General features: G+C 69.1%; 20 protein-coding genes. 8 read left to right on the top strand and 12 right to left on the bottom strand.

What is annotated here, in order from left to right; all coding sequences use genetic code 11:
- Nucleotides 1–69: 69 nt before the first annotated feature.
- On the bottom strand, nucleotides 70–492 hold the full coding sequence (locus TR33_RS26615; RefSeq protein WP_159068789.1) for a hypothetical protein: 423 nt from the start codon (nucleotides 490–492) through the stop codon (nucleotides 70–72).
- 557 nt (nucleotides 493–1,049) lie between these two features.
- On the opposite strand from TR33_RS26615, the gene TR33_RS13735 reads away from it, so the two are divergent.
- From TR33_RS13735 to TR33_RS13725, 5 genes are all read left to right on the top strand, one after another.
- A complete protein-coding gene (locus tag TR33_RS13735; RefSeq protein WP_042283458.1) occupies nucleotides 1,050–2,852 on the top strand; it encodes a LamG domain-containing protein in 1,803 nt (600 codons plus the stop codon).
- Nucleotides 2,853–2,984: 132 nt separating this feature from the next.
- Nucleotides 2,985–3,188 carry a hypothetical protein gene (locus TR33_RS26610; RefSeq protein ID WP_159068788.1) on the top strand — a complete coding sequence of 68 codons (204 nt, stop codon included), beginning with the start codon at nucleotides 2,985–2,987 and terminating at the stop codon, nucleotides 3,186–3,188.
- Between the two features lie 91 nt (nucleotides 3,189–3,279).
- Nucleotides 3,280–3,447, top strand: a complete 168-nt coding sequence (locus tag TR33_RS26605) for a hypothetical protein (RefSeq protein ID WP_159068787.1) — start codon at nucleotides 3,280–3,282, stop codon at nucleotides 3,445–3,447.
- 162 nt (nucleotides 3,448–3,609) lie between these two features.
- Complete coding sequence (locus tag TR33_RS13730) at nucleotides 3,610–4,008, top strand: hypothetical protein (RefSeq protein WP_234305843.1); 399 nt, start codon at nucleotides 3,610–3,612, stop codon at nucleotides 4,006–4,008.
- A 103-nt stretch (nucleotides 4,009–4,111) separates the two neighbouring features.
- A complete protein-coding gene (locus tag TR33_RS13725) occupies nucleotides 4,112–4,477 on the top strand; it encodes a hypothetical protein (protein WP_042283456.1) in 366 nt (121 codons plus the stop codon).
- Nucleotides 4,478–4,542: 65 nt separating this feature from the next.
- On the opposite strand, the gene pgl is transcribed toward TR33_RS13725, so the two are convergent.
- From pgl to tkt, 5 genes are all read right to left on the bottom strand, one after another.
- Nucleotides 4,543–5,289, bottom strand: coding sequence for a 6-phosphogluconolactonase (pgl, locus tag TR33_RS13720; protein WP_014909374.1), 747 nt, complete (start codon nucleotides 5,287–5,289; stop codon nucleotides 4,543–4,545).
- A gap of 1 nt (nucleotide 5,290) precedes the next feature.
- Complete coding sequence (locus TR33_RS13715) at nucleotides 5,291–6,211, bottom strand: glucose-6-phosphate dehydrogenase assembly protein OpcA (protein WP_017535413.1); 921 nt, start codon at nucleotides 6,209–6,211, stop codon at nucleotides 5,291–5,293.
- Nucleotides 6,212–6,233: 22 nt separating this feature from the next.
- The gene (zwf, locus tag TR33_RS13710) at nucleotides 6,234–7,784 is read right to left on the bottom strand and encodes a glucose-6-phosphate dehydrogenase (protein WP_014911782.1); all 1,551 of its coding nucleotides are present in this window, start codon (nucleotides 7,782–7,784) and stop codon (nucleotides 6,234–6,236) included.
- A 159-nt stretch (nucleotides 7,785–7,943) separates the two neighbouring features.
- The gene (tal, locus tag TR33_RS13705; protein WP_042283453.1) at nucleotides 7,944–9,050 is read right to left on the bottom strand and encodes a transaldolase; all 1,107 of its coding nucleotides are present in this window, start codon (nucleotides 9,048–9,050) and stop codon (nucleotides 7,944–7,946) included.
- Between the two features lie 94 nt (nucleotides 9,051–9,144).
- Nucleotides 9,145–11,238, bottom strand: coding sequence for a transketolase (tkt, locus tag TR33_RS13700; protein WP_042283451.1), 2,094 nt, complete (start codon nucleotides 11,236–11,238; stop codon nucleotides 9,145–9,147).
- Nucleotides 11,239–11,879: 641 nt separating this feature from the next.
- Here tkt and TR33_RS13695 point away from each other — a divergent pair.
- Nucleotides 11,880–12,839, top strand: a complete 960-nt coding sequence (locus TR33_RS13695) for a heme o synthase (protein ID WP_017535410.1) — start codon at nucleotides 11,880–11,882, stop codon at nucleotides 12,837–12,839.
- A 72-nt stretch (nucleotides 12,840–12,911) separates the two neighbouring features.
- Here the strand turns inward: TR33_RS13695 and TR33_RS13690 are convergent, their stop codons facing one another.
- Complete coding sequence (locus tag TR33_RS13690) at nucleotides 12,912–13,322, bottom strand: hypothetical protein (RefSeq protein ID WP_042283449.1); 411 nt, start codon at nucleotides 13,320–13,322, stop codon at nucleotides 12,912–12,914.
- 128 nt (nucleotides 13,323–13,450) lie between these two features.
- Here TR33_RS13690 and TR33_RS13685 point away from each other — a divergent pair, with 128 nt between their 5' ends.
- Nucleotides 13,451–14,734, top strand: a complete 1,284-nt coding sequence (locus TR33_RS13685) for a PrsW family intramembrane metalloprotease (protein WP_026125155.1) — start codon at nucleotides 13,451–13,453, stop codon at nucleotides 14,732–14,734.
- Here the strand turns inward: TR33_RS13685 and TR33_RS13680 are convergent.
- Nucleotides 14,673–15,791 (bottom strand): COX15/CtaA family protein, encoded by a 1,119-nt coding sequence (locus tag TR33_RS13680; protein WP_042283447.1) that lies wholly within the window; start codon nucleotides 15,789–15,791, stop codon nucleotides 14,673–14,675. The genes TR33_RS13685 and TR33_RS13680 overlap by 62 nt on opposite strands.
- 225 nt (nucleotides 15,792–16,016) lie before the next feature.
- Nucleotides 16,017–16,739 (bottom strand): ArsR/SmtB family transcription factor, encoded by a 723-nt coding sequence (locus TR33_RS13675; protein ID WP_042283445.1) that lies wholly within the window; start codon nucleotides 16,737–16,739, stop codon nucleotides 16,017–16,019.
- A 65-nt stretch (nucleotides 16,740–16,804) separates the two neighbouring features.
- Between TR33_RS13675 and TR33_RS13670 the strand changes: the two genes are divergently transcribed.
- Nucleotides 16,805–17,485: a flavin reductase family protein gene (locus TR33_RS13670; RefSeq protein ID WP_042283443.1), complete on the top strand. Its 681-nt coding sequence runs from the start codon at nucleotides 16,805–16,807 to the stop codon at nucleotides 17,483–17,485.
- Nucleotides 17,486–17,603: 118 nt separating this feature from the next.
- On the opposite strand, the gene TR33_RS13665 is transcribed toward TR33_RS13670, so the two are convergent.
- From TR33_RS13665 to TR33_RS13655, 3 genes are all read right to left on the bottom strand, one after another.
- Nucleotides 17,604–17,798 carry a hypothetical protein gene (locus tag TR33_RS13665; protein ID WP_014912625.1) on the bottom strand — a complete coding sequence of 65 codons (195 nt, stop codon included), beginning with the start codon at nucleotides 17,796–17,798 and terminating at the stop codon, nucleotides 17,604–17,606.
- A gap of 189 nt (nucleotides 17,799–17,987) precedes the next feature.
- Nucleotides 17,988–18,920, bottom strand: a complete 933-nt coding sequence (locus TR33_RS13660; protein WP_042283440.1) for an EamA family transporter — start codon at nucleotides 18,918–18,920, stop codon at nucleotides 17,988–17,990.
- 6 nt (nucleotides 18,921–18,926) lie between these two features.
- The gene (locus tag TR33_RS13655; protein WP_042283439.1) at nucleotides 18,927–19,295 is read right to left on the bottom strand and encodes a hypothetical protein; all 369 of its coding nucleotides are present in this window, start codon (nucleotides 19,293–19,295) and stop codon (nucleotides 18,927–18,929) included.
- Nucleotides 19,296–19,346: the final 51 nt, after the last annotated feature.

Raw genomic sequence — 19,346 nt, 5'->3', positions numbered from 1 at the left:
GCTGGCCGCGAGGGCGATGTCGAGTTCCTGTAGTAGCCCGTGGGGAGGGCGTCGGGGGCCTCTTGGGATCTAGGGGTATTGAACTTGGAGGATTCCAGATTGCGCCTGGGGGAAGTCGGCCTCCTGCGCCTTGATGAGTATGTTTGTGGATTGTTCGCGAAAAGCAGTAGAAGTCTTTCTAGGCTTTTGCTGGAAATCGAGGTGAAGGTTTATTCTGGAAGTGCCACTGCTCGGGATGCGATCTGGCTTTCGTGTATCAGGTTTGCAGTGTCTTTCTTCATGATTTTTACTGTGCCGTTGGTGTTCGGGATTATTGGATCCTTTGTTCGTGAGGTTCAGGTTGAATTGGCGCTGGTTCTTTCGGGTGTCGCTATATTTGCCGCATCGCTGAGGGGGTAGTTTTCTGCTGCCGGGTTGTTGGATCTGGGTCTGCTTTTCCTGCAGGGTCGTCTCCTGGCGGGGAAGAGAGGGTTCCGGTTCGTCGACCTTCATCGCAGGCTTCGTTTTGTTTTCCCGGTGGTTTCTCTTCTTCTGGTCGGTTATCTTTTTGTGACTGGAGGGCTGGGGGTGTTCATCGGTCTAGGGGTATGAGGTGTCCGGGTCGGGGGGATGTGGTAGCCCTGATGATCGTCGCCTTCTCGACCACCGCGGCGGGTGAGTCGGAGGTCATGTCGCGGGATTCGGGGCCTTGCTCCGAGTCCTCCGTGTGGGAAGGGTCGGGTCGCCAGGAGGTCCTGTGTGTGGCGGTGGGGCTGGGGGTGTTTCCTCGTCCACGCTCCGTCAGGGGGATCTGACCATGCGTTCATCTGCGGAGATGAGGGGGTGCGCATCGTGTAGATCCGACTTGGTTTACACGTTGACGTGGCCGGATGTGGTCGGTGTAAGGATCCCGCATGTCAGGTGTGGTTCCCGGTTCCACTTTCCTCGAGGTGCGGCGATAAGCGATTGTGGAGCCCTATAGATGCCGGCTAATGTCCTGATCCAGTTCCCAGAGGCGAGTCTCATGCGCTGGGTTCTCACATCTCCCATGAACCTGGACAGGCATCCTCATGCGTCGCCCCTTGCTCCGCGCGACGGCGATCTCCGCCGTCGGCGCCCTCGCCCTCTCCCTGGCATCGGTCTCCCCGGTGGCCGCCGAGAAGCGGGCGGACTTCGACACGACCTCGGTCAGGCCCGCTTCCGGGCCCGAGGTGACCTCTACCGACTACCCGGCCGGAGACAGGGCCCACGGCTCGATCGGCCGGGCGGGTGAGTTCACCTTCTCCAACAACGGTGTGGCCTCTGCGGCCGCCTACCACTACAGCGTCAACGACGCCTCCTGCTCGACCAAGATCACCTTGGACGAGCCGGGCGCGAGCGCGACGGTGACCATCACCCCGACCAGGGACGGCCCCAACCTCATCCACGCTCGAACCACCGACACCCACGGCAGCTCCTCGGCGTGCGAGCCGGTGTACCGATTCACCGTCGCACCGCTCTCGGATCCGGTGGCCTACTTCCCCTTGGACGAGGGCCAGGGCATCACGAGCACCGATGTGATGGATCGGAGCCGCACGGCCACCGCGCTCCAGGACCTGGAGTGGACACGCGGTCGTGTCGGAGCCCGGACCGGTCAGTCCTACCGGCTGGAGGGAACGGCCGCCCAGGTCGGTGGGAACTCCATGCTGGCCACGGACGGACCGGTCGTCGACACCAGCGGATCGTTCTCGGTCTCCGCCTGGGTCTACCTCGACGAGCTGCCGACCGGGAACGCCACCGCCGTTGCCCAGGCAGGGGAGTCGGGTTCCGGTTTCCAACTCGGTTATCAGGGTGGTGACGCCCAGAGCTGGGCCTTCGCGATGGCGTCGAACGATGGTGACCCCGCCACATGGACCTACGCCGACGCCACGACCCCGGTGGAGACCGAGGTGTGGACCCACCTGCTCGGGATCCACGATGCCGACAGTGGTGAGATCGCCCTGTACGTCGACGGTGTGGAGCGGTCCCGTGTCGAGCATGCCGGTGCCTGGAACGCCGAGGGCGAACTCCTCTTGGGCGGCGGAAAGCACGAGGGGGAGCTGACCCACCAGTGGCCCGGCGCGATCGACGACGTCCGTATCTGGGACAGGCAGGTCTTCGACGAACCTCTCGCCGGCGACAGGGAGGCGCGCTCCGAGGTGTGGAAGCTGGCCAACCGCCCCACTGCGCTCGAGGGGCGTTGGATGCTGGAGGAGACCGAGGGCACGATCGCGGCCGACGCCTCCGACCACGGCCTGGACGCCACCCTGCACGCGGACCCGCTGACCGCCTGGAATCAGGCCATGAACGACGTGACCTTCGCCCCCGGTGTGAGCCTGAACGTGGCCGAACGGGAACACCTGATCACCGAGGGACCGGCGATCCGGACCGACCGCAGCTACAGCGTGGCCGCCTGGGCTCGACTGGACGAGGTCGACCACGACTCCGTGGCGCTGGCCCAGGGCGCCTTCACCCTCGGCTATGAGCATGCTCCGGGTGGTGGGAACTGGGTGCTGAAGGTGGCCTCGGCGGACGGTGCGGGGGCGAGCGAATGGCACCGTGCCCGGTCGTCCCACCGGGCCTGGCTCGGGAAATGGACCCATCTGGCCGCCACCTATGACCACAGCCTGGGACAGGCGACCCTCTACGTCGATGGTGTGGCGCAAGGGACGGTGGAGATCTCTGAGGCTCTGCATACCGGTGGCCCGGTGACGATCGGTGGCTCCTGGTCCGAGGGCGGGCTCTCCGACCTCTGGTCCGGCGACCTCGGTGACGTCCACCTCTACCAGGGGGTGCTCTCGAGGCACGACATCAACAACGTCTACGAGGGTCTGATCCCCACGAGTTCCCTTTGAGCGAGGCTTCATAACACTTTCCGGTTCACGAAACCCGGCGGCCATGGCCGCCGGGTCTCATGTCACAGCGCATCGCTCTTCGTGAAGTGATGATCGAATGGAAATTCGCTTCTCTGGATCGGGGGATCTGATGTGAAATGGCTGAAGTCGGAAAAGGAGCCGGTCTTCGTCAGTGTTGCGATGGTCGTCTTTTTCACCGCGATGCTGTCTTGCTATTATATTTTCCGGGGAGTCTTCAACTGGACGTTCTTTTCCTGGTTGATCGTTTGGATCTTCTTGCTGGTGTTCACCATCTGGAATTATTCGACGTATGGTCGGGGTTCGAGTGATGAATGAGGTTCTCGGTGGGCCGTCTCGTGTCCCGTTCTGAAGTCGCTTCCTGGGTGCTCGGATCTCTCTGTTTCGAAGAACAAGGGAAGGATCTGCTTTGCCCCTCTTGTTGTATCTTCTCGCCTCTCTTTCGTTCACGGTGATGCTCGGATTCCTGATCGCAGAGAGAAGGGGAAGAAAGATCAAGCCGGCGGAACGCCTGGTGGTCTTGTTGGTGCTCCTCTCCGTGCTCGCGCTCTCCTTCTGGGAGCTCTACAGATATTGAACCGAGGAGATCGTCGTGGTGAATGTGGGAGAGCGGCAGAGATGAGGGGAGCCGACCGTGGCGCGTGACGAAGGAGGTGCCAGGCGAACGATCTCCCAGGCGAGGTCGACCTGGGCCGAATGGGTTGTGGCGTTTCCACCCATGCCCCCCACCCGCGGTGACATGAACGTGTTCTCCCTGGTCACCGCTCTCATGGCCCCGGCCCTGTTCGCCGTGTTCGGGATACTGGCGCTCGATCACAAGTACGGGCTGGGCTCTTATGGGAGCGGCGCTCATGTCTGGCTGGCCATTCTGGCCTTCTGGCAGATGGCGGCCTGTTGGATAGGACTCTCATCGGGGTGGGTGGGGAGGAGGTTCCCGGAGGCCGAACGCTATGCTCGCGCGTTCGTCATCGGTCTATGGGTGCTGAACGTCCCCCTTCTTTTTTTCGGGGCCTGGTTCTTCCTGACCGCGGGGGCTCCACTGCTGCGACTGATCCCTCTGGGAGTGGCGGCCCATCTCTGTCTCGCCCTCTCGGTGGTCTCCTTCTTCCTGCCGGCCTCGAAGAGGGTCGAGCCGTGAGCCCGGCGGCGGATGTCCTGATGAACGTGGTCGCGGGGCATGAAGGTCGTCGCGCCTCTGCTGAGGGCCTTGAACGGTTGACGATCGATCCCGGGAGGGTCTCTTGCGCACGATCGCCCTGCTGAACTGCGGGCTCTTCCTGTTCCTGCTGTCGCGTTTCCAGCTCGCCCACCAGCGGGAGGGGCACGGGTTCTCGCTGGTTCTGGCGGTGGTGATGGTGGTCCTGTTGCTGGTCCACCTCTTCGTGTTGCGGGACGGCCGCTTCGACCGCCGGCTCTCGGCCTGGGCGACCGTGCCCTACGGTCTGTTCGTCGCGGCGATGGGGGCGTTGGTCCTCTACGGCCTCCTGGGGGCGGAACCGTACCGGCACACGTTCGCGATCTTCGGTCTCGGAGCGTTCTTCCTCTTGGCCCCGCCGGTTCTCGCCCTCTCCGCGAAGAGAACGGAACCCCCGCCCTCCGCCGCCTGACGGCAGCGGGGAACGCGAAGGCGCCCCGGGGGGAACTCCCACCGGGGCGCCTTCGTGTGGAGGGCTTACAGCTGCGCGGAGGCCGCCTGGTCCAGCCAGAAGACGGTCCGCTCCGCGCCGCGCGCTCCGGCCACGGGGGCCCGGTCCACGCTCGCGTCGGACAGGCCCAGCCGCACGGCCTCGGCCTTGGACTCACCCGCGGCCAGCACCCACACCTGGCGGGCGGTGCCGATGGCGCACAGGGTCAGGCTGATCCGGGTGGGCGGCGGCTTGGGGGAGTCGTGGACGGCCACCACGGCCGCCTCGTCCTCGTGCACGCCCGGCAGACCGGGGAACAGCGACGCCACGTGGGCGTCCGGGCCCAGACCGAGCAGGCACACGTCGAACTCGGGCACCGGGCCCTTGCCCCGCGCGGCCACGGCCAGGGCCTGCGAGTAGGTGGTGGCGGCGCGTTCGGCCTCGGCGTGGTCGGTGCCGTCGGAGGACGGCATCGGGTGCACCTGGTGCGCCGGGATGTCGATGTCGGCGATGAGGGCCTCGCGCGCCTGGGTCTCGTTGCGCTCGGGGTCTCCCTCGGGGAGGAAACGCTCGTCGCCCCACCACAGGTGCACGTGGGACCACTTCATCCCGCAGGCCAGCGCCTCGTCGCGCAGGGCCGCGAGCGTGCGGATGCCGACCCCGCCACCGGTCAGGACCAGGTGGAAGTCGCGCCCCTCGGTCTCGGCGCTCACGATCAGCTTCGCCAACCGCGAGGCCGCGCTCTGGGCGAGCTGCTCGGCGTCGATGGTGCGGACGATCTCCGGTTCGCTCATCTCATGCTCCGCTTCCGGCGAGCATCGGGCCCAGGTGGCGGGCCGCGCTCGCGTAGGTCTCGTCGGCGTCCAGTCGGCGCAGCTCCTCGGCCAGGGCCTGGGAGGCGCCGCGTCGGGCCAGGGCCACCGTCTGGTCCGGCTGGCCGAACCTCGACAGGATGGCGACCTGGCCGTCTCTGCGGGAGATCGTGATGTCCCCCTGGTCGGTGCTCAGGCACACCTCGGTCAGCCCGGGGCCGTGCGAGGTGGCGCGCTCCACCGGGACGTCGAGGCGTTCGGACAGCCACGACGCCAGCAGTTCGGCGCTCGGGTAGTGCGGTTCGGCGGTCACCCGGGCCGAGTTCACCCAGCCGCACGGCTGGTCCATGGCGCTGGCCAGCAGCGAACGCCACGGGGTCAGCCGGGTCCAGGTCAGGTCGGTGTCGCCCGGACGGTAGTGGGCGACCCGCTCCATCAGGTCCTCCAGCGGGTTCGGGGCGCGCAGGGCGTCGGTGATCCTGCGCTGGGCCAGACGGCCGACCGGATCGTCGGCCGGGTCGAGCGGCCCCTGGCCCGGCCACCACACCACCACGGGCGCGTCCGGAACCAGCAGCGGGGTCAGGACCGAGTCGGGGTGTTCGCCCAGGGGCCCGTACAGCCTCAGCAGCACCGCCTCGCCGGGGCCGGAGGTGCCGGGCCTGCGGATCTCGGCGTCGATGGCGGGCTCGGCCTTGGGGTCGCGGCGGATCAGCGCCACGACCCGGGACGGGTGTTCGCGTCCGGCCTCGGTGGCGGCCCGGACGGCGTCGTAGTGGTCGGCCTCGTCGGTGACGATGACCAGGGTCAGAACCATGTTCATCGCGCCGCCGCCGACACTGAGACGCTCGGACATGAGCGCCTCGGTGATCTGCGCGGTGGTGGTGCGCGGCAGGTAGAGCGTCATCGGTTCCTCCCGACGCGGGCGGTCATGGGCGGCGCCACTGGCGGCCGTCCCTGGCGAGCAGTTCGTGGGCGGAGTCGGGCCCCCAGGTACCCGAACCGTATTGTTCGGGGCGGCCCTCCTTCGCCCAGTAGTCCTCCACCGGGTCCAGGATGCGCCACGACAGCTCGACCTCCTCCTGGCGGGGGAAGAGCGGCGGGTCGCCGATCAGCACGTCCAGGATGAGCCGTTCGTAGGCCTCGGGGCTGGCCTCGGTGAAGGACTGCCCGTAGGTGAAGTCCATGCTCACGTCGCGCACCTCCATGGAGGCGCCGGGCACCTTGGAGCCGAAGCGCAGGGTGACGCCCTCGTCCGGCTGGATGCGCAGTACCAGGGCGTTCTGCCCCAGTTCGCTGATGTCGGAGCGCGCGAACATCTGCTGCGGAGCGGCCTGGAACACCAACGCCACCTCGGTGACGCGGCGGCCCAGCCGTTTGCCGGTGCGCAGGTAGAAGGGCACCCCGGCCCAGCGGCGGGTGCCCACGTCGAGCCTGAGGGCGGCGTAGGTCTCGGTCACCGAGTCGGAGGGGATGCCCTCCTCCTCCAGGTAGCCGCGCACCGCGGCGCCGCCCTGCCAACCGGCGGCGTACTGGCCCCGGGCGGTGCCGGTGGACAGGTCCTCGGGCAGGGAGACCGCGGAGAGCACCTTCTCCTTCTCCGCGCGGATCGCGTCGGCGCTGTAGGAGACGGGCTCCTCCATGGCCACGAGCGCGAGCAGCTGGAGCAGGTGGTTCTGCATGACGTCGCGGGCGGCGCCGATCCCGTCGTAGTAGCCCGCGCGTCCGCCCACGCCGATGTCCTCGGCCATGGTGATCTGCACGTGGTCCACGTAGCCGCGGTTCCACAGGGGCTCGAAGAGGGTGTTGGCGAAGCGCAGCGCCAGGATGTTCTGGACCGTCTCCTTGCCCAGGTAGTGGTCGATGCGGAACACCGCCGACGGCGGGAAGACGTCGTCCACCACGGAGTTGAGGTCGCGGGCGCTGGTCAGGTCGTGGCCGAAGGGCTTCTCGATGACCACGCGCCGCCACGGGGTGACCCCGCCGGTCCCCTCGCCCTGTTCGGGCTCGGCCAGACCGGACCTCTTGAGCTGGGTGACCACGGTCGGGAACAGCTTGGGCGGCAGCGAGAGGTAGAAGGCGTAGTTGCCTCCGGTGCCGCGCGCGGCGTCCAGCTCGTGGACGGTCCGGGCGAGCTCGTCGAAGGCCGCGTCGTCGTCCAGGTCGCCCTGGACGAACCGCATGCCCTCGCTGAGCTGGCGCCACACGTCCTCACGGAAGGGGGTGCGCGCGTGCTGACGCACCGCCTCGTGGGCCTCGTGGGCGAAGTCCTGGTCCTCCCAGTCCCGGCGGGCGAACCCCACCAGACCGAAGCCCGGAGGCAGCATGCCCCGGTTGGCCAGGTCGTAGATGGCGGGGAGCAGTTTCTTGCGGGCCAGGTCGCCCGTCACGCCGAACAGCACCAGCACGCTGGGCCCGGCGATCCGGGGGAGCCTTCGGTCCAGGGCGTTGCGGAGCGGGTTGGGTACCGCTCCCGGCATCACCGGTTCTTTCAAGAGTCTCTTTCTCCTGTCGAGCGTGGCCGATGCCTCGGTGGACGGGCACCCGTGCCCGCGCGGATCGCGCACGGGCACGGGCGGTGACGAGGGTGCCTCGAGGGCCGCACGGGCTCCGGTGCGACGGAGGCCCGTGGATGCGACCTAAGCGAGCTCGTCGAGCTTCATGGTCAGCCGGCCGAGCAGGCTCTCCCAGGAGTCCACGAACTTGACCACGCCCTCGTTCTCCAGGTGGAGGACGACGTCGGCCATGTCCACACCGGCCTCGCGGAGGGCGTCCATGTCGGCCTGGGCCTCGGCGTAGTGCGCCCGGACCGTGTCCCCGGTGATCTCACCGTGGTCGGCGGTCGCGTCGAGGGTGGCCTGCGGCATCGTGTTCACGGTGCCGGGGGCCACCAGGTCGGTGACGTAGCGGGTGTCGGAGTAGGACGGGTCCTTCACCCCGGTGGAGGCCCACAGCGGACGCTGCGGGGTGGCGCCCTCGGCGGCCAGCACCTTCCAACGGTCGGCGGAGAAGACCTGCTCGTAGTCCTGGTAGGCCAGCCGCGCGTTGGCGATGGCGGCGCGGCCGAGCAGACGCTCGGCCTCGTCGGTGCCGATGGCCTTCAGTCGCTTGTCCACCTCGCTGTCGACGCGGCTGACGAAGAAGGACGCCACGGACTGGATGCGGGACAGGTCGTGGCCGTTGGCGCGGGCCAGCTCCATGCCCTCCAGGAACGCCTCCATGACCTCCCGGTAGCGCTCCAGGGAGAAGATCAGGGTGACGTTGACGCTGATGCCGTGTCCGAGCACCTGGGTGATCGCGGGCAGACCCTCGACCGTCGCCGGGATCTTGATCATCAGGTTGGGACGGTCGACCAGCCACCACAGCGACCGGGCCTCGGCGATGGTGCGCTCGGTCTCGCGGGCCAGACGCGGGTCCACCTCCAGGGAGACCCGGCCGTCCACGCGGTCGGTGGCGTCGTACACCGGGCGCAGGGTGTCCGCGGCCCAGCGGATGTCGTAGGCGGTCAGCATCCGGACGGCCTCGCCCACCGAGACACCGCGCACCCCGAGGGCGTGCACCTGCTCGTCGTAGGCGTCGCCCTCGGCGAGGGCCTTGTCGAAGATGGTGGGGTTCGAGGTCACCCCGGTCACGTGGTGGGTCGACATCAGTTCGGCGAGGTTGCCGGTGCGCAGTCGGTCCCGGCTGATGTCGTCCAGCCAGATGGACTGCCCGGCCTCGGCCAGATCCTTCAGTGCGGTGCTCATGTCCTTCTCACGCCTTCCCTGCGCTTTGTCCTGGGCCCGCGCCGCGCACGGGCGGCGGCCCCGCCGGGGAGCTCTCCCCGGCGGGACCGCTCCGTCAGCGTCCGACCTTGGCCAGACTGTCGCGGACCGCCGCGACGACCGCCTCGGAGGTGATGCCGAACTTCTCGTAGAGGGTCTGGTAGGGCGCGGAGGCACCGAAGTGCTCCAGGCTCACCGAGACGCCGGCGTCGCCGACGTAGGAGCGCCAGCCCATGGCGATACCGGCCTCGACCGACACGCGGGCGCGCACCGAGGAGGGCAGCACCTGCTCGCGGTACTCCTCGCTCTGCTCCTCGAACCACTCCACGCACGGCATGGAGACCACGCGGGTGGGGGTGCCGGCCCGCTCCAGCTCGGCGCGGGCCTCCAGCGCGAGGGAGACCTCGCTACCGGTGGCGATGACGATGGCCTCGGGGGTGCCCCCCTCGGCCTCGGCGAGCACGTAGCCGCCCTGGGCCGCGCCCTCGGCCGGAGCGTGGACCTCGCGGTCCAGGACCGGGACGTTCTGGCGGGTGAGCGCCAGCGCGGTGGGACGGTCGGTGCTCTCCAGCGCCTTGCGCCAGGCCACGACGGTCTCGTTGGCGTCGGCGGGACGGATCACGTCCAGGCCGGGGATGGCGCGCAGCGCCCACAGGTGCTCGATCGGCTGGTGGGTGGGGCCGTCCTCGCCCAGACCGATGGAGTCGTGGGTCCACACGTAGGTGACCGGCAGCTTCATGAGCGCGGCCAGTCGCACGGCCGGACGCATGTAGTCGCTGAAGACCAGGAACGTGCCGCCGTAGGGACGGGTGGGGCCGTGCAGGGCGATGCCGTTGAGGATCGAACCCATGCCGTGCTCACGGATGCCGAAGTGCAGCACGCGACCGTACGGGTTGCCGGGGAACATGCCGCTGGCCCGGTCGAAGGGGAGGAAGGAGGGCTCGCCCTTGGGGGTGGTGTTGTTGGAACCGGCCAGGTCGGCCGAGCCGCCCCACAGCTCGGGCAGGATCGGCGCGACCGCGCTCAGCACCTCGCCGCTCGCCTTGCGGGTGGCCATCCCCTTCTCGCTCGCCTCGAAGGAGGGCAGCGACTCCTCCCAGTCCTCGGGCAGCTTGCCCGACTGGAGCCGGTCGAAGAGCTCACCGTGCTCGCCGGCGCCCTTGCGCCAGGCGTCGAAGGCGACCTCCCAGGCGGCGTGGGCCTCGCGGCCCCGGTCCAGTGCCTTGCGGGTGTGCTCGATGACGGCGTCCTCGACCGCGAACGGCTCGTCCGGAAGGCCCAGGATCTCCTTGGTGGCGGAGATCTCGGCGGCACCGATGGCGGCGCCGTGGATGGCGCCGGTGTTCTGCTTGTTGGGCGCCGGCCAGCCGATGACGGTGCGCAGACGGATGAAGGTCGGACGGTCGGTCTCGGCCTTGCCGCGCAGGATCGCCTGGTAGAGGCCGTCGACGTCCTCGACGTACTCGCCGGTGGCGGTCCAGTCGACGTCCTCGACGTGCCAGCCGTAGGCCCGGTAACGGGCCATGACGTCCTCGCTGTGCGCGATGCGGGTGTCGTCCTCGATGGAGATCTGGTTGTCGTCCCAGATCATGATGAGGTTGCCCAGGTTCTGGGTGCCGGCCAGGGCGCTGGCCTCGTGGCTCACGCCCTCCTGGACGTCGCCGTCGGAGCAGAACGCGTAGACGTGGTGGTCGAAGGGGCTGACGCCCGGACCCGCCTCGGGGTTGAACAGGCCGCGCTCGCGGCGGGCGGCCATGGCCATGCCGACGGCGTTGCCCACACCCTGGCCGAGCGGGCCGGTGGTGGTCTCCACGCCGGGGGTGTGGCCGACCTCGGGGTGACCCGGGGTGAGGCTGTCCCACTGGCGCAGCGACTCCAGGTCCTTCAGGGTCAGGCCGTAGCCGGCGAGGTAGAGCTGGATGTACAGGGTGAGGCTGGAGTGTCCGATGGACAGTACGAAACGGTCCCGGCCGACCCAGTCGGGGGCGGCGGGGTCGTGGCGCATGACCTTCTGGAAGAGGAGGTAGGCGGCGGGAGCGAGGCTCATCGCGGTACCGGGGTGACCGTTACCCGACTTCTCTACCGCGTCCATCGCCAGCGCCCGAACCGTGTCGACGGCACGGAGGTCGAGGTCCGACCACTCCAGATTCTGCGGGGTGTGGGCGTTCACGGACTTTCGTTCTCCTTCTCGGGCACCGGAGGCACCCGTTTCCGGGGCGGGTGGTGGTCGTGTGTACTTGTTGTCCGCCGGGATCGACGGACGACCCGCTCGTGGGGCGGGCCGAGAGGGGTGTGCGAGGGCGGGGTCGCTCGGCGTCGGGCTGTGGACGTCACGCGGCCCCGAAGCACGTGTCCGGTCCGTGTTCGCACGAGGTCGGTGGAACACGGACGGGGCCGTCTGCGAGCCTATCGTCCGCGGCAGGGGATGTGGGTGCCCGACACCTCCCGCACCGGCTGGTGGAGGGGGCGTGGGGCCGGATCCCCGCGCTCGGTGGGGCGCGTGGCACGCTGGAAGCGTGGTGGGGCTTGTGCGACCCTTCTGTACACCCGAGGGGCGGCGAGGTCTCGGGCCGAAGGTCCCGGCCGGCGGGGCACCCGTACCCAGGGGGCAGGTCTCCGGTGCGCGCGAGGAAGTACTACAGTATGTCGTTGACGGGGTTTTCGCTGATCCTGACGCTTTGTCGGTCCGATCGACCCCGCGTGGCGAGCAGTGTCGAAATTCCCTAAGAGTTGTCGAGGTATCCGCGTGTCTGAAACCGAGCCGGCCCCCCAGGGGACAGGAGTGCTTCCGGCCGTGGGGACGCGGCACCCATGACACTCACCAACCGTTCCCCGCAGGCCGGATCGCCCACCCCCGAGGCCCCCCGTAAGGCCGCCCTGGGTGACTACGTCCGTGCCTATGTCGCTCTCTCCAAGCCCCGCGTCATCGAGCTTCTGCTCATCACCACCATCCCGGTGATGTTCGTGGCCGCCGGGGGTGTGCCGCCGCTGTGGACCGCGGTCGCCACCCTGCTGTTCGGCACCATGTCGGCGGCCAGCGCGAACGCGATGAACTGCTACATCGACCGTGACATCGACCGTGAGATGCGTCGCACCCGACAGCGTCCGGGCGCGATGGACCTGGTCACACCGAAGGGCGCCCTCATCTACGGGCTCGCCCTGGCGATCGGCTCCACCGTCGGCTTCCTGGTGTTCGTCAACGTGCTGTCGGCGACGCTGTCGGTCTTCGCGATCCTCTTCTACATCTTCGTGTACACGATGCTGCTCAAGCGTCGTACCGCGCAGAACGTGGTGTGGGGCGGCATCGCGGGCTGTATGCCGGTCCTCATCGGTTGGGCCGCGGTCACCAACAGCCTCGACTGGGCGCCGTTCGTCCTCTTCCTGGTGGTGTTCTTCTGGACGCCTCCGCACACCTGGACCCTGGCCATGCGTTACCGCGAGGACTACGCCGCCGCCAAGGTGCCGATGCTCCCGGTGGTCGCCGGCGACCGTCGCGTGCTGCTGGAGACGGTGCTGTACAGCTGGGCCACGGTCATCGTCTCGCTCATCTTCTGGCCGGTCGCGGGGACCACCGTGTTCTACGGTGCGGTCGCCCTCATCCTGGGCGCGCTCCTGGTGGTCCAGGCCCACCGCCTGCTCAGCCGCTCGATGGCGGGGGTGAGCGGGGCCAAGCTCAAGACCATGGGCTTCTTCCACCTCTCCAACGCCTACCTGGCGCTGCTGTTCACGGCGGTCACCATCGACCCCCTCATCGCGCGACTGCTCGGCTGAGCGGTCCCGTAACGACGCGGACGGCGCCCGCCCCGGATCCTCGGGGCGGGCGCCGTCGTTCGTGGGTGAGGGTCAGGAGACGGGGCGGCGGCTCCACGCGAGTACGGCCGCCCACACCACCAGGGCGACCAGGACCAGTGCCAGGGGGACATGGGCCTGAAGGGGGCCGTAGGTGCCCAGCGCGGCCTGGACGAAGCCCAGGGCGAAGGCGGCCAGGCTCAGCAGGAGGACGTTCAGATCGACGCCGGAGCCGCGGCCGGCCCCGAACCACACCATCGCCGCGGCCAAGAGCTGGACGGCGGCGGTCACGTGCACCGCGTAGGCGCCCCCGTTGTGCAGGGGCAGGGCGGTCGCGTCGAACGTGACGAGCCGTCCGGCGGTGACGAACTCCCACACGAGGGCGGCCACGGAGGCGAGGACCGCCACCCGCAGCGTCCATTCCCAACCGGAGACGGTCCTGCGCGGGGTGATGTCCTTCTCCATGCCAGAGGCCTTCCTCACGGGTTCGATCGTTCCCCACCATCCTGTCGCACGTGGGAGGGGGACCATACCGCCCCCGACCGGGGCGGACGGCACGCCCGCGAGCCCGGCAGACGATACGATCTGTGCTCATGCCCCGACTCGACAGCAAGGCCATTCTCCAGGGCCGCAGATCCCGTTATTCGATGACCCTCATCCTGGGCACCGCCATCAGCGTGGTGTGCATGCTCGGGATGCTCGGGTACCTGTGGATCCTGGCCATGGCCGGGGGAGCGGCCGCCGGGATCGACGGTGCCACGGGCTTCGTGGTGAGTCTGGTCGCGGCGATCGTCCCGGTCACGATCCTCGTCCCGCTCATCCTCATGCTCGACCGGCTCGAACCCGAGCCCGGCTGGGTGCTCTTCTTCGCCTTCGTCTGGGGCGCGGGGGTGGCGGTGCTCGCCTCGCTGCTGCTCAACAGCTGGGGCATCGCCTACCTGATGGTGCCCCTGTTCGGGCAGAGCGTGGGCGACTTCCTCGGCACCTCCATGGTCGCCCCCGTGGTCGAGGAGAGCGCCAAGGGCATGGTCCTGCTCCTGCTGCTCTGGCGGCGCCGCAACGAGATCGACACCTTCACCGACGGCGTGGTCTACGCGGGGATGGTGGCCACCGGTTTCGCCTTCACCGAGAACATCCTGTACTTTCTCGGCGCCTTCTTCGACGGCAGCCTCGTCGCGACCTTCGCCATCCGCGGGGTGGTCGCCCCCTTCGGCCACCCGATCTACACCGCCATGACCGGCCTGGGCGTGGCCTACGCGGCGATGCGCACCGGCGGTGGACGTTTCCTCGCCCCGATCGCCGGCTGGGTGCTGGCGGTGCTGTTGCACGGCATGTGGAACGCGTCGACGATCTTCGGCTGGTACGGCCTGGGTCTGGCCTACCTGGTGCTGTTCGTGGTGCTGATGGGCCTGCTGGCCATCGCCGCGCGCGACCGCCGCAGCCAGGTGGCCGCCATCGACCGCTACCTTCCGCCCTACATCTCCACCGGCCTGGTGACCCCGGCCGACATCACCATGCTCAGCTCCATGAGCGGGCGCCGTCAGGCCAGGGACTGGGCCGCGCGCAACGCCGGTGCCCGGGGGCGCGCGGCGATGAAGGACTATCAGCTGGCCGCCACCGAGCTGGCCCTGCTGCACCGCAAGATGGACGCCGGTGTGCGCCGCACGGACTGGAAGGTCAGTCGGGACTCGTTCCTGGCCCTGATGCACGTGGCCCGGGACACCTTCCTGGGGCACGTGCCCCGGCCGGTGACCCCGGGCTGGGCGGAGACGCCCACCGACTCCGGGTTCCTACGTCGCGCCGACTTCGCGCACGTCATCGCCCAGGCGCAGGCTCAACAGAGCTACGTTCCCCGGCACGGTCAGCCTCCTCGCTGACCTCCTCGCCCGGAGGGGTCAGCCGCGTGGTGGCGAAGTACAGGCGGGAGATCACGACCCAGGTCAGACCCGAACCGAGGACGTGGAGCACCACGAGCGCCTCGGGCAGCTCCAGGGCGTACTGGGTGTAGCCCAGGACGCCCTGGAGGAGGACGATCACCAGCAGGATCACGCTGTTACGGCGGGCGGGGGCCCCGGCGCCGCCGCGGAAGGCCAGGATCACCGCGGCGGCGGCGCCGACCAGGGTGAGCCAGGCCAGGGCCGAGTGCACCCGGGTGACCGAGGGCAGGTCCAGCGCCCAGCGCGGGGCGGCGGCGTCCCCGCCGTGCGGGCCGGTACCGGTGACCACGGTGCCGGCGATCAGGAGCAGGAAGCCGACGACGACCAGGCCGATGCTCACGGTGTGCAGCATGGGGCCGACCACGATCCGCGGCCGTCCCTCGGGCTCCTGGCAGCGCACGTACAGCGCGACGGTGATGAAGACCATCACCATCGACAGCAGGAAGTGGGTGGCCACCGAGGCCGGGTGCAGGTCGGTCCACACGGTGATGCCGCCGACCACGCCCTGACCGAGGACGCCGAAGGGGATGATCACGGCCAGCCGGAACAGGTCCTTGCGGCGCGGGGTCATGCGCAGGACGGCGATCAGGGTGATCACGGCGACCGCCAGGACCACGAAGGTCAGCGTCCGGTTACCGAACTCGATGGCGGCGTTCAGGGCCGCGTGACCGGTGTCGATGGGCACGAAACTGTCGGGCGTGCACTTGGGCCACTCCGAACAGCCCAGCCCCGAGGAGGTGACCCGCACGGTCGCGCCGGTGACGGCGATCCCGGCGTTGACGGCGACGTTGCCCAGCGCCCAGGCGCGCAGCGACCGCGAAGTGGGGTTCCAGATGGTGCGGGCCAGGAGGGCCAGGGCCAGGACGCCCACGAGCGCCACGGCGATCTGCCATCCCCAGAGGGGCACGCCGAGGAGGACGATGTCGTCGATCTCGTCCGCCGCGAGCGGGGGAAGGGTGTGCGCGGCCGTGGTCACGGCGGCCGGGGAAGCAAACATACGACAGACTGTAGTACATCGTTCGGGGTCGTCCGACGTGGCCCCGCCGTCCGCCGCCACCTGCGGAGACACCGGGCTCCGAGCGGACGAGCCGTCGGGGATGTTCGTGATCCGCGCGTGAGGCGGTCTCTCCACCGGATCTCTCGGAAGGAGACGTTCACCGGCCGACGGCCGAGGACCCCTTCTCGTCTCTCGGCCCGGCCGGTCGCGACGGCCGTTCCCGGCTCAAGCCGTCCCCTCCGGGGCGCTCAGCGCGTCGGAGGAGAGGCCGAACAGGGTTCCGAAGGCCTCCGAACCCTCCGGGGTCACCATGACGGCACGGGGTACGCCGGTGCGGACGATCCATCCGGAGGAGAACGCGTGGGAGCAGAACGCGGCCGCCAAGGCGCCGGCGAGGTGGAAACGGCGTTCCGTCCAGTCCAGGCAGGCACGCACCGCCGGACGACGGGCACCGGGTGCGGTCGCCAGCCCCAGCTCCGCGCTCCACTCCTCCCCGGCCGGGGTCAACGCCAGCCCCCGCCCCTCGGACAACAGGCCCCGCTCGATCATCGCCTCGGTGATCAGTACGCCCAGTCGACCGGCCAAGTGGTCGTAACAGGTCCGGGCCAGAGCCAGATGACGCCCGCGAGAGCGTGCCCTCAGCGAGGGTGACGGAGGAGCCGCCTCCGGCCCCAACGCGGCGAGGCGTTCGACCAGTTCGGCGATCTCGGGCGAGGCCAGGCGAACGTAACGATGGCGCCCTTGCCGTTCCTGGAGCAGGAGTCCGCCCGCCACCAAGGCGTTCAGGTGCCCGGTCGTCGTGGAGGCCGCCACTCCGACGTGGCGCGCCAGCTCTCCCGCGGTCCAGGCCCGTCCGTCCAACAGGGCCAGACAGAACCCGGCTCTGGTCGGATCTGCCAGCAGAGCCGCGATCTTCGCCAGCCCGGGGGCGACACGCTCGGTTTCCATGGGTCCATTGTCCCCATCGACGTTTCGGTCCGCGCCGAAACGTCCGGTCGTTAACGTCACCGTCCATGACCACCGCCACGCACCGGAACCCATCGGTCGACCCCGGATCCCACCGCGAAATCGAACCCCGCGTCCTCTACTTCGGCACCCCCGTGGCCCTCGTGTCCACGCTGAACGAGGATGGGACGCCGAACCTGGCGCCCATCTCCTCACTGTGGGCCCTGGGCATGCTTCTCGTCGTGGGGCTCGGCGCGACCGGACAGACAGCCCGCAACCTCGAGGAGCGCCCCGAGATGGTGGTGAACATGCCCTCCGCGGACCTGTGGGAACGTGTGGAGCGTCTGGCTCCGCTGACCGGGCGGGATCCCGTTCCGGAGGGGAAACCGCCGGGGTGCCGTTTCGAGGCCGACAAGTTCGGCGCGGCGGGCCTGACGGCGACGGGATCGGTCCTGGTCGGTCCGCCTCGGGTGGCCCAGTGCCCCTTGCAACTCGAGACGAAGGTCCGGCATGTGCGGGCGGACGACTCCGGCGAGCACGTCATCGTCGAGGCCCGGGTGGTGCGCGTCCACGCGGAGAAGGGCGTCATCGTACCGGGAACGCATCACATCGATCCCGCGAGCTGGAACCCCTTGATCTACAGCTTCCGTCACTACTTCGGCCTTGGAACCGAACGGGGATACTCCCATCGTTCTCAGACCCCGACCCGTGGTGCGGGCGGGCGCGCTCCGGAGCCCTCACGGGCCTGAGGTCCGCGCGGCCGTGCCGGCCGTGTCGATGGCGCGGGGGAGAAGGGGGAGAGAACATGGGAGGAGCCGCCCCCGCAAGGTGAGGGGCGGCTCCGGGCACCGATCTATCGAAGGTGCGTCAAGCGTTGTAGTTGGCGATGCACTGGCTGAGCAGGTTGAGGTCCAGGTTGATCAGCCCCAGAGCGTTCTGCTCATCGATACATGCCTGATAGACCTCGGAGTTGTGGCCACCGGCCGAGGCGGCGCCGGCGCCCATACCGAGGAGTCCCGCCGCGAAGAAAGCGGTCAGGGCGAGCTTGGCGACGATACGCATGGGTGTTCCCCTTCGAATGCGGGTGCAGGAACGGGTCGGCCTACCCACCGGCAACAATTACCGCCGGCCTCGAAGCGGAAACGCTCCGCACTCGTGGTTTGCCCTGAACATGAAGGTGTTCTGCCGAATCGATGGTCGTAGGGCCGGACCCGTGGTCGGGCATTGCCCACGCCCTTGCCTTCCCCGGCCCTACGAATCGTCGCGGCGGACCTCCCCCTGCGTGCCGGACGAGGCCTTGGCGGCCTCACGGGAGGAGGTCCGGGTCGAACCGGCGCTCGCGATGATCACACAGGCGACCGCGGCCCACTGCCACACGGTCAGCAGTTCGCCGAGCAGGAGCAGACCCACCAACGCGGCGGCGGCCGGTTGCAGACTCATCAGCACGCCGAACACGCGGGGCGGCATACGGCGCAGGGCGTTCAGTTCGAGGGTGTAGGGGACCACGGAGGAGAGCACTCCGACGGCCAGACCGAACAACAGCAGACGCCAGTCGAGCAGGGAGGCGCCTCCCTCGGCGATCCCCGCCGGGGCCATGACCAGGACCCCCACCACGCTGGCGATGGCCAGGCCGGAGGTGCCGTCGAAGCGACGTCCGGTCGCGGCGCTGAGCAGGATGTAGCCGGCCCAGGCCACCGCGGCCAGTACCGCGAACAGCACGCCCAGCGGGTCGAGGGAGCGGAACTCCACGCCGAGGGCGGCGACGCCGAGCCCGGCCATCCCCGCCCACACCAGGTCGACACGGCGCCGCGAGCCCACGATGGCGATCAGCAGCGGCCCCAGGTACTCGATGGTGACCGCGATACCCAGGGGGATGCGGGCGAAGGCCTGGTAGATGAAGAAGTTCATGGCGGCCAGGGCCACGCCGTAGCCGACGACCACCATCCAGTCGGCCCGGGTGCGTGCGCGCAGCACCGGCCGGGCGACGAGGACCAGAAGGATCGCCGAGGTGAGCAGACGCAGCCACACCACGGCTGCCGGTGGCAGCGCGTCGAACAGGTTCTTGGCCACCCCGGCGCCGGTCTGGACCGAGACGATGCCGACCAGTACCAGCCAGACCGGGGGCAGAGAGTCCAGCAGGTTACCGCGGGTGGGGGCGGCCGTCGCTTCGGTCCGAGAACGCATAATGGGTCATCCTACGTTTTCCGGTGTCCGGTCGGCCTCCCCCGGGTCCCTTTCGACGGGAGCGGGCGCCGGTACGCGCGGTTCCCACACCAGCGCCAGCAGGAGCAGACACCAGGCCGACGCCACCAGCGCGGGCTGCAACAGGGTCATGACCAGGCCGATCACCGTCAGGTCCCCCCGTCCGAAGAGGGTCTGGAAACCGAGCCAGAGGAACGGCAGCGCCGCCGCGAACAGGTTCACGACGAGGGCTGTCCAGGCCAACCACGCCCGCGCGGGACGACGCCACCACAGGAGGACGCCGCCCACCAGTACCAGGAACAGGGGAGGGCCCAGATAGCGGACCACGATGAACCAGGGCACTCCGATGCTCTCCATGGGCGATCACCCTATCCACGATCGATCGTGGCCCCCGAACGTGCGTGAGGT

Origin of the sequence: Nocardiopsis alba (assembly GCF_000710955.1) — a bacterium.
Classification (GTDB): Bacteria; Actinomycetota; Actinomycetes; order Streptosporangiales; family Streptosporangiaceae; genus Nocardiopsis; species Nocardiopsis alba.
Note: the sequence above shows the minus strand (reverse complement) of the source record. Positions and strands in the feature narration are given on the sequence as shown.